Consider the following 14,707-nt stretch of genomic DNA (forward strand, 5'->3'; position numbering starts at 1 on the left):
TGCGCAGCGTAATGTGACGCAGATCACATAATTTTGATGCTCACCAGCGGCGAAGGTGTGCGCAAATCGGAACGTTCCACATCCCGCCCGTCCACCGTGAACCCGCGATAAAGTCAACCCATGTCATCGTCTCGGGAGCCGAAAACACGGAAAGTCACCGTCACGCTGCCCGAAGACTTGGTCGCGACCCTGGAAGCCTGGCGTGACAGCGGACGCATCGAATCGGTGGCCGCCTTCGTCGCCGAATCAGTGTGCGCGCGCGTCGGCGACGCACAGTCGCTGGCGAAACTCGAAGAGGTCTTCGGCGGCAGGCCACCGCTGGATCTCATCAATCGCGCCCGCGCCGCACAGGGTCTGCCGCCGTTATCCGAGGAGGAAGCCGGCGGCCCACACGCCGGCGCCGCGTGATCAGCGCGGCACTCGGCGGCGTCGTATTCGACACGGCGGCCGTCGTCGGATTCGTGAACCAGGCCAACTACGCGCAGGCCGTCGTGTGGGCCACCGTGAACGCGGGCAACACCATCGTCGTGCCCGCCACCGTGCTCGGCGCCGCACGCGCGCACATCCCCGCCAACCGGCTGGATATCCTTGCGGCACTGCTGGATTTGCCGCACACCATCGTCTCGTCGTTCGACCGATGTACCGCCGAAGAGCTCGGCGCGACCTTCGCAGGTAGCACCGACGCCGACGTGCTCTTACCCGCGGGCCACGCCACCCGCGAGGCCGTCGCCCGCGACTGGCCGTGCCTCACCGCACGCCCGAAGAAGCTGCGCCAACTCGATTCCCGGATCATCATCGACCCGCTGCCCTGAGCTCGACGGGGGCGACCCCCTGTGCCCTGTTCGACCCTCGCGCTGTGTTCGACCCGCAGCGCTGAGCTCGACCCCTACGTCAGTGTTCGACGCCCTGCGCAAGTGCACGAACCGCCATGCAGGACAGCGACCAGTCACTGCCAAAGCTCAGCGCAGCAAAGACAACTCAGCGCAGCAACTCGATCACCGGCGCGAACTGCTCCATGCTGTGCTCCAGCACCGTGATATAGCTGAACCCGAACCGGTCGCGGTTCGCTCGCAGCCGGTCGGCGATCTCCTCCGGCGTGCCGATGAGCAAGGTGGGCAAGTCTTCTGGATGATCGGCGACATCATCAGGCAGAGCGGGGCCGAACAGCTCGAGCACGGCCGTCCGCTCCTCCGGCGGCACCACGCGCTGCACGAGAATATTGAACTCGACGCGGTCAGCCCGCGCACCGAGCAGCCCGCGCACATACTCGACCTTCTCCTCGATCTCGCCGAGCCCCGCCAGGTGCAGCGGCCCGCCGTTCTCGGTGGCGGACGCGCCGGGGAACGCGATGATGTCGGCGTGCGTGGCGGCCACCCGCAGCAGCCGATTCCCCCAGCCGCCGATCAGCATCGGCGGACCCGACGGCTGCACCGTGCGCGGCTGATACTCGGGATCGGAGAACAGGGTGCGCAACGTGGTGACCGTCCGCTCGAGATGCTCGACGCGCTTGCCGCCGCTCTCGAAAGGGATACCCGCGGCATCGAATTCGGCCTGCACGTAGCCCGCGCCGAGCCCGATCTCCACGCGCCCGTCGGTGAGCTGATCGGCGCCGGCGATGTCCCGTGCCAGCAGCACCGGATTGTAGAACGGGGTGTTCAGCACGAACGTGTTCAGCCGCACCCGCGAGGTCGCCTCGGCCCCGAGGATCATCGAGGGAAACGGCGCAGGACAGCCGAGATGATCGGCGACGCCGATCACGTCGTACCCCAGTTCCTCAGCCTTGCGGCACTTTTCGATCCACCTGGCCCGCTCATCCGGCGCCACCATGTTGACACCGAACCGGAATGCACGCTGCGCGGTCACGTTTCCTGTCTACCAGCACGCGGCTCGCGGGCATACGGTGACCACTCCTCGCGGTGGCGCGGTTCTGCCCTAGAGTGGACAGCACAGGTTTGCTGTAGGTCTGCTCATGCTCGCTACCTGATCCGAGAGGGGTAACCGGATGACTCAGCTCGACCCTGTGGTGCAGGAATTCGTGGACGCGCTCAACGCCAACGACCACGACCGGTTCTTCGCGGCGCTCACCGACGACGCGACCATGTCCGACGACGGCGTCGAACGCAACATCGCCCAGTGGACCGACTCCGAGGTCTTCGGCAGCAACGCCCGCATGCAGGTCGAATCCGTCGGCGACGGCGGCACCGAACTCGTTGCCGACTACACCAATTCCCGCTGGGGCTCGATGCGAACGAGCTGGCGATTCGCCGTGCAGGACGGCAAGGTCAGCCGTTTCGAGACCGGCCAGGCCTGATCCGGCTTGCCCGGGCGGTCCCGGCCTTGACATTCTGACACTCGTGTTCGACGCGCCCCGTTACGGTACGGGCTCCCTCGCTGATCTGTTTCCTTCGCTGCTCGCCGGGTTCGGCGTGCCCGGCGAGATCGACCGACTCGGCCTCGGCGTGAGCGCCGACCGCGTCTGCGTGCTGCTGATCGACGGGCTCGGCGCGGCCGCGCTCGCCGCCAATCCCGGTGTGGCGCCGTTCCTGTCAGGCCTGACCTCGACCCCGCTCACCGCCGGTTTCCCGAGCACCACCGCGACCAGCTTGAGCTCACTCGGCGTCGGTGTGCCGCCCGGTCAGCACGGCATCGTCGGCTATCTGGTGCGGGTGCCAGGCCAGGATCGCCTGGTGAACGCGTTGCGCTGGCGCCTGCACGGCGAGGGCGACCGGGTCGACCTGCTCAACGAGCTGGCCCCGGAACAATTCCAGCCCACCGCAACGGTTTTCGAGCGCGCGGCAGCCAACGGTATCGCCGTGTCCCAGGTCGCCCCGCACTATCAGAACGGTTCCGGCCTGACCCGGGCAGTATTGCGCGGCAGTGAGTTTCGCGCCAACGTCTCGGTCGGCGACCTCATCGACGGCATCGGCATCGCACTGCGCGCGGGCAGCCGCTCGCTGGTCTACGCCTATCACGCCGACCTCGACACCACCGGACACGTCCGCGGCCCGAATTCCGACGCCTGGCTGCTGGAGCTGGCCCATGTCGACCGCATCGCCGCCGAGATCGCCGAACGGTTGCCACAGGGCGCCGCGCTGCTCGTCACCGCCGATCACGGCATGGTCGAACTCGACGAGCGCGTCGACTTCGACCAGCGCCCCGAATTGCGTGCCGGTGTCGACCAACTGGGCGGTGAACCCCGTGCACGCCACGTCTACACCGAACCGGGTGCCGCGAAAGACGTCGCGGCCGCCTGGCAGGACATCCTCGGCGACGACTTCGCGGTCCTGCTGCGCGACGAGGTGATCAGCCGCGGCTGGTTCGGCCCGATCGTTGCGCCGCATGTCGCCGACCGCATCGGCGATGTGGTGGTCGCCGCCCGCGGCACCAGGGGCGTCATCCGCAGCGGCGCCGAGCCGCTGCAATCGATAATGGTCGGCCACCACGGCTCGCTCACCCCCGCCGAACTCGACATCCCCCTGCGACTGTTCCGCTGAGATCGGGGTAAACCCCGAGGACGCGCCGCCACCAATTCACTCTCAGCGTTGACGCCCGCCACGCGTCGCTGGCTTTAGGGTGGAGAGGATCAGCGCGGATGGCCGCGCCGACGCACGCCTTCAGGAGGAGCAACATGAACGCGACGCTGTCACGGACCGGACGGGCCGGCCTCGGGATCGCGGCGGTCGCGCTGATCCTCGCGGGCTGCACCGATGTCCAGCGCGCCCTCAACAAAGGCGGCGACACTCCCTGCAACGAGTACGTCAAGCAGGACCAGGACACCAAGCGCATGACGATCACCAAGGCCATCAAGCAGCAGACCAACAACGACCACGAGCCGTCGGGCACCGCGGTCGACACGACCATGGTCTCGGTCGATGTGCTGTGCGGGATTCAGGCCAACGCCGAGACCCCGATCAAGAACGCCGACATCGCAGGCATTTTCATCAACAAGTAGTGCTCGCGCTGCAAAAGCGCAGCGACTGCACCGTTCACGGAGCCGGGTGCGCCGCGAGCCACTCGGCGCCCCGCCTGCGCGAGGCACGCGACAGCCACGCGTCCTGCACCACCTCGGCCAGTTCCCCGTGCGTGAGCTCCCCGATCCGGCTGCCGCGCAGCAATACCGACAGATGCCCGTCGAAATGGTCGGTGGTGAAGAACGGCAGTGCCGTGTCCTGCACTAGTGCCAGCTTGTCGGACTCCGAGGGCACCCAGAACACGATGACGTCGGTGTAGCGCTGGCCGGTGTCGGCATCGAACGCGTCGGGGCGCGGGGTGCGGAAGAAGACGAACGACTTGCCGCCCACCTGATAGACGGGGTTGCCGCGTGGTCCGTCGATGCGCGTCACATGCGGCATGCCTGCGGCAAGTTCGTGCACGTCGGCCAGCCTGGCTCGCCGCGAAACGGTCGCCATGCCCGCAGCCTAGACCCCGCACGTATCGGCGATCATTCGAATCAGGCCGCCCCTGCCGGGACGGCTCCCAACGAGGGAATCACTAGATACCGCAACGAAAGAGACAAGCACCGAGGCTGCTTACCAACCTCGACACGCCGAAGCCAGAGAGGCCACACTCCGGCAACCACATTGAGACCGTTCGGTTTGGCCCCAATATCCCCCAACGCCCTCATGCGTACGCCAGAATGAGAGAGCGAATGTGAGCTCACACGACGATGGGGTTCCCCGAAGTGGCGCAGTTCCGCACCCTGACCCAACAGCGGGCCGAACTGGAAAAAGAATGGGAGCGCTGGGCTACGGCTCCGGATACCGCAGCGCGCAAGCCAGGTCCGCCACCGCTGCGAACCACCTTGCTCCGCAGCGACGTCGCCCAATCCTGGCAGCGCTCGCTGCACACGGTCGACCCGGCCCGCACGGTCGCCCCCGGATTCGACGACATCGCCGACCGCTGGTCGGCCTCCCCGCTGCGCGCCCCCATCACCGAACTGGCCGGTGAACTGCGCGGCATCGCCGCGGACTCCGGCTATCTCGCCGTGGTCACCGACGCCGAGGGCACCATCATGTGGTCGGCGGGCGACCGATCCCTGCGCAGGCAGGCCGAGCAGGTCAACTTCGCGCCCGGCGGCTGCTGGGACGAAAGCCACATGGGCACCAACGGTTTATCGCTGGCCCTGCACGACGACCGCCCGTGCTCGGTGTTCTCCGCCGAACATCTGATCGCCGCGCTGCACGGCTGGGTGTGCTACTCCGCACCGATCCACGCACCCGACGGCAGCCAAGTAGGCGTACTCGACCTGTCCAGTTCCTGGGACCGCTCGCACCCGCTGGTGCTCACCTCGGTGCGGGCCCTGGTCACCGCCGTCGAAACCATGCTGCGCGCCGCCGAACCCGCGCCCAGGCCCGGCGTTCGCCTCGAATGTCTCGGCGCCGCACGGCTCGTGCGCGACGGCAGGCCGGTGCCGCTGCCACCGCGGCAGCTGGAGATCCTGGCGCTGCTCGCCCTGGAACCCGACGGGTTCACCCCCGAACAACTGCACGCCGCCGTCTACGGCGATCGCGCGGTCTCCACCAGCACCCTCAAAGCCGATGTCTCGCACCTGCGCCGCGCCACCGGCGGCGAAATAGCCACCCGCCGCTGGCTGTTGACCGGCCCGGTCGCCTGCGATGCCGTCGACTTGCTGGCCGCCATCGCGGCGGGCGACACCACCTCCGCGGTGTGGCTCTACCGCGGCCCGCTGCTGCCCGGCTCGGACACCCCCGGCGTGGTGCGGTGGCGCGCGTATCTCGATGTGGGCGTGCGCAATGCGGTGCTGGCCAGCGACCGCGCCGAGCATGCCGTAGCCTTCGGTGAACGCGCACCCGGCGATATCGCGGTGCACGAGCACGCGCTGCGCCTGCTACCCATGGACGACGTGCGTCGCGCCGTGGTCGCCGCCAGGTTGCACACCGCGCTACACACCTAGAACGTGTTACGGCGCAGGTAACAGACGGCACCAACCTCACGCCAACCTTCACGGTTCATAGTTGCCCGATCACAGAGATTCTGCGAGGAGCGACGCCATGATCTATGCCAGACCGGGGTCCGTCGAGAAAGCAGTGTGCATCGAACTCGGGTACTGCTGATGCAGCAGCACCGGACCCATCGCGTCGCCATCACCGAGCGGGCGCGAGACGTTTTGCGGCAGTTGATCGAACAGCACGGTGCGGTGCTGTTGCATCAGTCGGCCGGCGGTTGCTGTGACAGCAGCTCGCCGCTGTGTTTTCCGATACGCGAGTACCAGATCGGCCGGGCGGACGTGCTGTTCGGCTATCTACCGTGGCACACCGAATTCTGGATGAGCGCAGATCAGTACGAACTCTGGAAGCACACCCATTTGACCGTGGATGTGACAAGCGGCCGGGGCAGCGGCTTTTCCCTGGAGGCGTCCGACGGCGTGCGCTTCCTCATCCGATCGCGTCTGCTCACCGATGCGGAGGCGGCGCTGGTGTCGCCGCCGCGCACCGGTGCTGATCGGATGACCTGAACCTCCGCCGCTACCCCGAGCCGGCATGGTCGAACCGGACGGCCCTGCGTGGCGCGGCCAACCGGAGGTGGCGTCTGCCAGGTGGGCTCGACCACCTGGCAGACGCCGGATCAGCGACCGGGCAGGAATCGCAGGCTGCGCGAGACCGTCATCAGGAACCGCTGCCACGATTCCTGCGAGACCATCGGCGGCGCATCCAGATTCAGGAAGCGGGTGACCACAACGGTCTGCGGCTCGGTGAACTTGAGCAGCCCGTCCGGGCCGTGCCTGCGCCCGACACCGGAGATGCCCATGCCACCCATCGGCGCGGCGGTGCTGCCCCACGCGGGCGCGTAGCCCTCGTCGACACACACGGTGCCCGCGTGCAACCGGGCGGCGATGCGTTCGCCCTCGGACTTGCTTGCCGCCCACACACTGGCGTTGAGGCCGTACTCGGTGTCGTTGGCCAGCCGGATCGCTTCATCGACCGAGTCGACCGGGTAGATCGACACCAGCGGACCGAACGTCTCGTTGCGCCCGCATTCCATCTCGTCGGTCACGTCGGCGAGCACGGTCGGCTCGAAGAACAGCGGCCCGAGGTCCGGGCGGGCCTTGCCGCCCGCGAGCACCTTCGCGCCCTTGGAGGTGGCGTCGGCGACATGCTTGGACACCGTCTCCAGCTGCGCCTCGGAGATCAGCGAGCCGATATCGGCCGAATAGTCATAGGAGGCACCGAGTTTCGCGGCCTTGACGGCCGCGACGAACTGCGCGGTGAACTCCTCGGCGATCTCGCGTTCGACGTAGAGCCGTTCGATCGAGATGCACAGCTGCCCGGCGTTGGAGAAGCAGGCGCGCACCGCAGCCTTGGCGACCTTGTCGAGCTTGGCGCCCTTGGCGACGATCATCGGGTTCTTGCCGCCGAGCTCGGCAGAGAAGCCGATCAGCCTGCGCCCACACTGCTCGGCCAGGGTGCGTCCGGTCGCGGAGGAGCCGGTGAACATCAGATAGTCACAGCGGTCGACGATCGCCGTGCCGACCACAGTGCCCGGACCCGGCACCACCGCGAGCAGATCGCGCGGCAGGCCGGCACGGTAGAGCAGTTCGGCGTTGGCCAGCGAGGAGAACGGGGTCTGGCTGTCCGGCTTGACGACCACCGCGTTGCCCGCGATCAGCGCGGGGATCGAGTCGCCGATCGAGAGCAGCATCGGGTAGTTCCACGGCGCGACGACGCCGACGACACCCTTGGGCTGTGTCCGCACCGAGGTGCGGTTGAGCACCGGAAACGCCCCGGGCACCCGGTGCGGCTCCAGCAGCGGCGCCGCGTGTTTCGAGAAGTAGCGGGCCGCGAACATCAGGCCCATGATCTCTTCCTGCGCCGCCCAGCGCGCTTTGCCGGTTTCGGCCTGCACGATGTCCATCAGGAACTCGCGGTTCTCCACCACCAGCGCGCGATACCGGTCGAGTACCGCGGCCCGGTCAGCAGCCGAGCGTTCGGCCCAGCGCGCCTGTGCGGCACGGCCCTTCTCGAACGCGGCCTCGACGTCCTCGACGGTGCCGACGGGCACGCTCCCGAGCGGCTTTCCGGTGAATGTCTCGGCGATCGTCTTGCGTGAACGCGCGTCGGGGCTGTCGATCGCGGCCAGCGCGCTCAGACGGTCGAAGACTGCGGCTTCCGGCGCGGGCATCGTTGCCTCCTGGTGGTATGGGTGAGATCTCATGTAACTGCGAGATACACACAATCTACGCCGCCCGGCCCTACCGACGGGTAGTCCCCGGCAATCCGCGCCTGTCGTGCACATCATTCGGCCGGATATGTCGGCTTCGACCCGCCGAAACCCCGGTGCGGCAGCGAAGTCAAACCGAGTCTCACTCAGCGGGACCGTCTGGTCGGTCGGTCCGATTTCTGGTTTAGGTTGTGCCGATGTTCAGAGCGAGGCTCGGGGTTCGTACGCGGATTCTGGCGATCGCGCTCATTCCGAGCCTGACTCTGCTTGTGGTCGGCGTGGGCGCAGCGGGATATCTGGTAGCCGAGGGGACCAAGGCCAAGGACTGGGCGGTCCAGAATCAGCAGGCGATTCCGCCGACCCGAGAGTTGATGGAATCGGTGCAGCAGGAGCGCCGCCTGACCCTCGCGCAGCTCGCCGGTGACGACACCGTGCCGCCCGCGCTCGCCGCGGCCAGGATCCGGCTCGACGGCGCGATGCGCGGCCTGATCGAAGCCTCGACCGGCCTTCGTGAGGTCGACGATTCGAAGATCGGCGACGATGTCGCAGGCTTCAACACCCTGCTCAGCCAGATGACGCAGGTGCGGATGGCGACCGACGCAGGCCAGCTGCAACCGTCGGATGCCTACATGTTCTACAACCGGCTGCTCGACGTCATCTCCGTCGGCACCGGCATCGCCGAGCAGACCGCACCCGACACCGAGATCGGCGTCGCGATCGCCGACGGCATGCGCTTTCTCAATGCGGCAGAGGCGATGTCGCGCAGCAACGCGCTCGGCGTCATGCTCGCCACCTCGAATGGGCCCTCGGCCATCCCGATCGACGAGTTCCTGCGCCAGGTCGGCTTCTACCACACCGAAATCGGTTACCTGGTCACCGAACAGGGCACCGCGGGCGTCCAGCAGCAACGCATCCAGGCGCTCACCGGCAGCAATGCCTGGCAGCAGCTGTCACTGATGGAAAGTGCCGTCGCGCAACGCTATCTGGTCGCGCAGTCGGCCCCGGCGACCAACTCGGCAGGCTCGTCGAGCACCGCCTCGTCGTCCAAACCGTCGCTGCCCCCGCTGCCGTTGACGACGACGGAGTGGCAGAACGCGGCATCCGAAGTCAACCGCGGCCTGATCGACGTGTGGATCTCACAGAACCGGCACTCCCAGGAGCTGGCCGAGAAGAAAGCCACGGCGTCGGCGGCGAATTCGCTGTACGCGGGCGGCGGCGTGCTGGTCGTCAGCATCGTGGCGTTCCTGATCGCGCTCGTGCTGGCCAACCGAATCATCCGCAGGCTCAAGCGACTACGCAGGCAGACCCTGCTGATGGCCGACGAACGACTACCCGAGACGATGCGCAGGCTCAACGAGGGCGACATCATCGACCCTGCCGCGGAAACCCCGTCCCTCGACTTCGGCCACGACGAAATCGGTCAGGTGGCCAAGGCATTCGAGCACGCGCACGCCGCCGCCATCGGCGCGGCCGTCGCCGAGGCCCGCACCCGCGAAGGCGTCAAGGCGGTCTTCCTCAACATCGCGCACCGCAGCCAGATCGTGGTGCACCGCCAGCTCGAGATCCTCGACGAAGCCGAACAGCGGCAAGAAGATCCGGTGCTGCTCGACACCCTGTTCCGGCTCGATCACCTGGCCACCCGGGAACGTCGCAACGCCGAGAACCTGACCATCCTCGGCGGCGGTCAGCCGGGTCGGCAGTGGCGCAATCCCGTTCCGCTGATGGACGTGGTGCGCAGTGCCGTCGGAGAAACCTTGGACTACGCCAGGGTTCGCGTGTCCCGGCTGCCCGAGGTGCACGTCCTCGGAACCGTCGTCGCCGACCTCATCCACCTGCTCGCCGAACTCGTCGACAACGCGACCGCCTTCTCCCCGCCGCAATCCCGGGTCGAGGTCAGCGGCAACGTCGTCGGCAAGGGCGTGGTCGCCGAGATCAGCGATCAGGGCATGGGCATGTCCGACGTCGAGCTCGCCCGCCTCAACGACATGTTGCGCACGCCACCGGATTTCGGTGTCGCCGCGTTGTCGGCGGATTCTCGGCTCGGCCTGTTCGTCGTCGCGCAGCTGGCCATCCGGCACGGCATCACGGTGCGGTTGTCGGAATCCGATTACGGCGGCATCAAGGCGATCGTGCTCATCCCGTCTTCGCTCATCGTCACCGACAGCGTGCCCGAGCAAACCCCGGCCGAGCTCACCGATCCCGGTCGGCGGCGGCGCATCCCGGCGCCGCCGGTGGCCGTGCCGTCGTCCGCGTCGCAGCCGACCGGCGGTGCCGTCGCCACGCTCGCGATCGAATCACCACCGTCGAATGGGGTTGGCGCACAGCCGGAGCCGCCACAGCCGTCACCCGGCGACACCAGGCCCGCCCTGCCGCGCCGCAGCAGGCAGACCAATCTGCCTCCGCAACTGGCGGAACCGGCGCCATCGCCGTTCGCTCCCCCGGCGCAGGCCAGGTCCGCCGAGCAGGCTCGTGATCTCATGTCCGCCATCGAGAACGGGACGAAGCAGGGCAGACGCTCCGCTAATATCCCGGACGAACAGGAAGGTTAGGGGTGTCCGCTACTCCGACAGGTGATCTCAACTGGCTGCTCGACGATCTCGTCGATCGGTTGGCCGGCGTCAGGCACGCGGTGGTGCTGTCCACCGATGGACTGCTTCTCGGCCGCTCCAGCGCGATGACCAGGGAAGACGCCGAGCACTTCGGTGCGATGTCGTCCGCGCTGTACGGGTTGGCGCGCAGCGCGGGCAACCGGTTCGACGGCGGCGGCGTGCGCCAGGCCGTGATCGAACTCGACCGTGCCGTACTGTTTGTCACCTCGGCAGGCGACAACGCCTGTCTCGCACTGCAAGCCATCGAGTCCGCGAACCTCGGCATGGTGGCCTACGAGATGAACCTGACCGTACAACGAGTCGGCACCTACCTGTCCACCACGCCGCGACATGATCTCGTCGGACAAGGAGAGCCGAATCTGCCATGACCCACCCGCGTGAGCCCTGGTTCGACGAAGCGGCGGGCCCGCTGGTCCGCCCGTACGCGCTCACGCGTGGGCGTACCACCGGAGCAGGCCCCGAATTGGACATGCTCACGTCCGTGGTCGTCAACGATTCGGCAGGCACACTGCGCCGGGCGGAACCGGAATACGCCGATATCCTTCGGCTGTGCCGGGTTTCGCAGTCGGTCGCCGAAGTGTCGGCACAGTTGCGTTTACCGCTCGCGGTGACGAAGATCCTCGTCGGCGACCTCATCGGCGACGGGCAACTCATATTCCGTGCTCCCGTTCCGACGGAAGCCGGGCCCGAAGACCTCAACATATTGCGAGCGGTACTGGATGGAATCCGAAAAATTTGACCCGAGCGGCACGCCGCACCTGGCCGCCTCGGTCAAGATCCTCGTCGCCGGCGGGTTCGGCGTCGGCAAGACGACCATGGTCTCCGCGATCAGCGAGGTGGCGCCGCTGCGCACCGAAGAGCTGATCACCGAGGTCAGCACCGGCGTCGACGATCTGTCCGGCGTGGAGTCGAAGACAACGACCACGGTCGCGCTCGACTTCGGCAGGCTCACCATCGACCGAGACCTGGTGCTGTACCTGTTCGGTACCCCGGGTCAGGACCGGTTCTGGTTCCTCTGGGACGAGCTCGCGCGCGGCGCGCTCGGCGCGGTCGTGCTCGCCGACACCCGTCGCCTCGGCAATTCCTTTGCCGCCGTTGACTTCTTCGAGCGGCGCGGATTGCCGTTCATGGTCGGCGTCAACTGTTTCGACGGTGCGCCGCGCTACACCATCGACGAGGTGCGTGACGCGCTCGACCTGGACCCGCAGACGCCGGTGCTGCTGTGTGATGCCCGCGATCGGGCGTCGTGCAAGACGGTGCTGATGACGTTGGTGGAGCATCTGATCGAACGCGTGCAGCGACAGCCGATCGCCACCTGAGACCGACGCGCCCCGGCAGTTCGGGCGGCCGGGGTTCGGCGCGACGGGTCACACCAGGTGTAGCCAGCAGACGAACAACAGCACACCGCCTGCGATCAGCAGCACCGCGACAAGGACCGGCCAGCGCGGTCCCACCCGGCCGAGAGTGCCACGGACCAGCCTGATCTGGAGCGCACCGAGCCCGGCGAGCGCCGCGAACCACAGCGGCAGCACGCCGAGGCCGAGTACCGCGTGCACGGCCCACGCACCCGCCAACGTCGGCCCACCCCAAGAGTTCTCGTAGTTGTCGCCCGCCACCAGCGGATAGGCGACGCCACGCACCGCGCCGAGCACCGCGAGAAGAACGAAGAACATCGCGAGCAACCCGACCGCCGCACTCAGCACCGAATGCAGCATCGCACGCCATGCCAATCGGTCACGCGGCGTGACGGATTCACCGAAGGTCCGTCGCGGCACCCGAAGCCGAGTCGCCACCGGGCTCATCGCGAGCGGCAGTGCCCAGACCGCGTACCCCGCGGCGCGCAACCACAGCCGAACCCAGCTCATACCGACGACGGTAACCGGTTACCGCTGTGGCTCACCGTAATCGGCCGGCATCCACCAGATCGTCGAACAGCAACTGGTCAACCGGCGGCACCAGCGCTCGATCGGCGTAGCTGAACCACGCCATCTCCTCGATCTCGCTACTGGCGGCGAGGGTGCCGCGATAGTCCGCGCTGTAACAGCTCATGCGCACGACGAGATCGGACCCGTGCACCGCCTCGTACGTGCCGACGTGCGCGACCGTGTCCGGCAGCAACGCCACCGTCAGCTCTTCCTCGATCTCCCGCAGCAACGTCTGCAGATCGGTTTCGTCGCCTTCCCGCTTCCCGCCGGGGATGTAGAAGACGTCTTTGCCGCGCGGCCGGGCACACAGAATCCGCCCGCCCTCGATCCGCACCCACGCCACCGTATCGATCAACTGTGCGTCCGCCACTCCAGCACCCTAGCCATCGGTTCGGTGCACGCCGACTGCCGAGGGGATCCAACGGTGTTCGGGCACGCCCGAACCGGTCAGGGTGTCAGCACGAAGCGGCCGCGCACCCCGCCTTTGGCCACGGCTCGATGGGCGTCGGCAACCTGATCCAACGGCACGACCGCGTGTACCCGGGCAGGCAGCGCGCCGGATGCGGTGCGGGCGAGCAGATCACCCAGCCGGGGTCCGTCGGGCACCGTTTCCACCACGTCGACCGTGATCCCGCGCTCGGCGTTCGGCGCGGCGTTCGGGCGAACGCCGACATACGCTCCATTGTCGCGGACCAAGGCGAGGCCGCCTTCCCCTAGTACGGCCGTGTCGGCGACCGCGTCCCACCCTGGCTCGGCATCGGTCGTGAAATCGGCGCCGAGTGCGCGGACGAACTCCTCGTCCTCAGCTCTGGCCAGGCCGGTCACCTGCCAGCCTCGGTCCTGGGCGAGCGCGGCGACATAGCCGCCGACCGCGCCGGCCGAGCCGATCACCAACAGACGATTGCCGTCGGCGGGCGCGACTCCGAGCAGGTCAACGAGTTGGGCCGCGGCCAGCCCGTTGAGCGGCACGGTTGCCGCCGCGACCAGGTCGAGTCCTGCTGGTACGACGGCGAGGTCGGCAGCTCTCACGACGAGTTGCTCTGCGTAGGTGCCGAAGTCACGGTCGAACCCGGTCACCAGTCCGGCGACCCTGGTGCCGACGGCGAGGTCAACCCCGGGACCCGTTGCGGCGACCGTGCCCGCGAAGTCCCAGCCCAAGCCGGTATGTGCCGGCTGGTTGATCAACCCCGAGGCGTGGAAGAAACCGCCCGCGACCGCGAGGTCAACAGGGTTTATCGCCGCGGCAGCGACGGCGACCCTGGCCTCGCCCGGTCCGGGATCGACGAGGGGAACATCGATGATCTCGATCGAGTCAGGGCCTGCCGCCGTGCGGACGACGGCGGTGCGGAAGGTGGACATACTCACGGTTTCGCTCCTAGCGGCTTGTATAAGCGGTTGTCTCACTTCACTATTGATGGGTAACTCTCCATCAGGAAGTAGGCACTTCGGAGTGCGTAAGCCACCTCGAGGTGGGAAGGAGTGTCGATGCCGACGCAGACCGCGGCCCAGCAGCGGGCCCAGGCGCAGGCCGACTACGACGCGTTCATGGCGGGCTGCCCGAGCCGTCAGCTACTCGACCGGATCTCCGACAAGTGGGTCACCCTGATCCTGGCCGCGCTCGGCAGCGACGGACCGCACCCGGTGGGCGACTGCGCCGGCGAGCCGCGGGCGATGCGCTACTCCGAACTGTCGCGGCGACTGGCCGGAGTCAGCCAGAAGATGCTCACCCAGACACTGCGGTCGCTCGAGCGCGACGGTCTGCTCACCCGCACCGTCGCACCGACCGTACCCGCCACCGTCACTTACGAACTCACCGATCTCGGCCTCTCGCTCCACCACGTGATCCGTGGCATCAAGACATGGGCCGAGGCGCACATGGACGAGGTGCACGCCCATCGCGAACAGTACGACCGCCGGGCCGGCTGACCGCGGTCCATCGCCATGGCACCCCTCGATTGTGCTGTGCGCGATGGCCTTCGGATGCTCGCGTGCGTC

18 protein-coding genes are annotated in these 14,707 nt (G+C 67.7%); 12 read left to right on the forward strand and 6 right to left on the reverse strand.

What is annotated here, in order from left to right:
• Positions 1–120: 120 nt before the first annotated feature.
• Entirely contained in the window at positions 121–408 is a 288-nt protein-coding gene (locus NA11_RS07750; RefSeq protein ID WP_141717468.1) for a hypothetical protein, read from the forward strand.
• Positions 405–812: a hypothetical protein gene (locus tag NA11_RS07755; protein ID WP_069161085.1), complete on the forward strand. Its 408-nt coding sequence runs from the start codon at positions 405–407 to the stop codon at positions 810–812. Before NA11_RS07750 ends, NA11_RS07755 begins: the two co-directional genes overlap by 4 nt.
• A gap of 166 nt (positions 813–978) precedes the next feature.
• On the opposite strand, the gene NA11_RS07760 is transcribed toward NA11_RS07755, so the two are convergent.
• Positions 979–1,863, reverse strand: coding sequence for an LLM class F420-dependent oxidoreductase (locus NA11_RS07760; protein WP_069161086.1), 885 nt, complete (start codon positions 1,861–1,863; stop codon positions 979–981).
• A gap of 139 nt (positions 1,864–2,002) precedes the next feature.
• Between NA11_RS07760 and NA11_RS07765 the strand changes: the two genes are divergently transcribed.
• From NA11_RS07765 to NA11_RS07775, 3 genes are all read left to right on the forward strand, one after another.
• Positions 2,003–2,311, forward strand: coding sequence for a nuclear transport factor 2-like protein (locus NA11_RS07765; RefSeq protein WP_069161087.1), 309 nt, complete (start codon positions 2,003–2,005; stop codon positions 2,309–2,311).
• A 43-nt stretch (positions 2,312–2,354) separates the two neighbouring features.
• Positions 2,355–3,494 carry an alkaline phosphatase family protein gene (locus tag NA11_RS07770; RefSeq protein WP_084654326.1) on the forward strand — a complete coding sequence of 380 codons (1,140 nt, stop codon included), beginning with the start codon at positions 2,355–2,357 and terminating at the stop codon, positions 3,492–3,494.
• 134 nt (positions 3,495–3,628) lie between these two features.
• A complete protein-coding gene (locus NA11_RS07775) occupies positions 3,629–3,952 on the forward strand; it encodes a hypothetical protein (RefSeq protein ID WP_069161211.1) in 324 nt (107 codons plus the stop codon).
• 34 nt (positions 3,953–3,986) lie between these two features.
• Here NA11_RS07775 and NA11_RS07780 read toward each other — a convergent pair whose 3' ends face one another.
• Entirely contained in the window at positions 3,987–4,409 is a 423-nt protein-coding gene (locus tag NA11_RS07780) for an MmcQ/YjbR family DNA-binding protein (RefSeq protein ID WP_069161088.1), read from the reverse strand.
• A 257-nt stretch (positions 4,410–4,666) separates the two neighbouring features.
• Here NA11_RS07780 and NA11_RS07785 point away from each other — a divergent pair, with 257 nt between their 5' ends.
• Together NA11_RS07785 and NA11_RS07790 are read left to right on the forward strand one after the other, a co-directional pair.
• A complete protein-coding gene (locus NA11_RS07785) occupies positions 4,667–5,914 on the forward strand; it encodes a transcriptional regulator (RefSeq protein WP_069161089.1) in 1,248 nt (415 codons plus the stop codon).
• A 159-nt stretch (positions 5,915–6,073) separates the two neighbouring features.
• Positions 6,074–6,475, forward strand: coding sequence for a DUF779 domain-containing protein (locus NA11_RS07790; protein ID WP_069161090.1), 402 nt, complete (start codon positions 6,074–6,076; stop codon positions 6,473–6,475).
• Positions 6,476–6,585: 110 nt separating this feature from the next.
• On the opposite strand, the gene NA11_RS07795 is transcribed toward NA11_RS07790, so the two are convergent.
• Positions 6,586–8,172, reverse strand: a complete 1,587-nt coding sequence (locus tag NA11_RS07795; RefSeq protein ID WP_281196832.1) for a succinic semialdehyde dehydrogenase — start codon at positions 8,170–8,172, stop codon at positions 6,586–6,588.
• A gap of 203 nt (positions 8,173–8,375) precedes the next feature.
• Between NA11_RS07795 and NA11_RS07800 the strand changes: the two genes are divergently transcribed.
• The 4 genes from NA11_RS07800 to NA11_RS07815 are packed head-to-tail and all read left to right on the forward strand — an operon-like array spanning position 8,376 to position 12,106.
• Positions 8,376–10,727, forward strand: coding sequence for a sensor histidine kinase (locus NA11_RS07800; RefSeq protein WP_069161092.1), 2,352 nt, complete (start codon positions 8,376–8,378; stop codon positions 10,725–10,727).
• A 2-nt stretch (positions 10,728–10,729) separates the two neighbouring features.
• On the forward strand, positions 10,730–11,155 hold the full coding sequence (locus NA11_RS07805; protein WP_069161093.1) for a roadblock/LC7 domain-containing protein: 426 nt from the start codon (positions 10,730–10,732) through the stop codon (positions 11,153–11,155).
• On the forward strand, positions 11,152–11,526 hold the full coding sequence (locus NA11_RS07810; RefSeq protein WP_069161094.1) for a DUF742 domain-containing protein: 375 nt from the start codon (positions 11,152–11,154) through the stop codon (positions 11,524–11,526). The genes NA11_RS07805 and NA11_RS07810 overlap by 4 nt, the downstream gene beginning before the upstream one ends.
• Positions 11,507–12,106 (forward strand): GTP-binding protein, encoded by a 600-nt coding sequence (locus tag NA11_RS07815; protein WP_069161095.1) that lies wholly within the window; start codon positions 11,507–11,509, stop codon positions 12,104–12,106. The genes NA11_RS07810 and NA11_RS07815 overlap by 20 nt, the downstream gene beginning before the upstream one ends.
• A gap of 48 nt (positions 12,107–12,154) precedes the next feature.
• Here the strand turns inward: NA11_RS07815 and NA11_RS07820 are convergent, their stop codons facing one another.
• The 3 genes from NA11_RS07820 to NA11_RS07830 form a co-directional block, all read right to left on the reverse strand.
• Positions 12,155–12,652, reverse strand: a complete 498-nt coding sequence (locus tag NA11_RS07820) for a sensor domain-containing protein (RefSeq protein ID WP_069161096.1) — start codon at positions 12,650–12,652, stop codon at positions 12,155–12,157.
• 31 nt (positions 12,653–12,683) lie between these two features.
• Positions 12,684–13,082, reverse strand: a complete 399-nt coding sequence (locus tag NA11_RS07825) for an NUDIX hydrolase (protein WP_069161097.1) — start codon at positions 13,080–13,082, stop codon at positions 12,684–12,686.
• A gap of 77 nt (positions 13,083–13,159) precedes the next feature.
• Positions 13,160–14,071: an NADP-dependent oxidoreductase gene (locus NA11_RS07830; protein WP_069161098.1), complete on the reverse strand. Its 912-nt coding sequence runs from the start codon at positions 14,069–14,071 to the stop codon at positions 13,160–13,162.
• Between the two features lie 126 nt (positions 14,072–14,197).
• Between NA11_RS07830 and NA11_RS07835 the strand changes: the two genes are divergently transcribed.
• Positions 14,198–14,638, forward strand: coding sequence for a winged helix-turn-helix transcriptional regulator (locus tag NA11_RS07835; RefSeq protein ID WP_069161212.1), 441 nt, complete (start codon positions 14,198–14,200; stop codon positions 14,636–14,638).
• Positions 14,639–14,707 lie beyond the last annotated feature (69 nt).

The organism is Nocardia altamirensis NBRC 108246 (genome assembly GCF_001612685.1).
GTDB classification, from domain to species: domain Bacteria; phylum Actinomycetota; class Actinomycetes; order Mycobacteriales; family Mycobacteriaceae; genus Nocardia; species Nocardia altamirensis.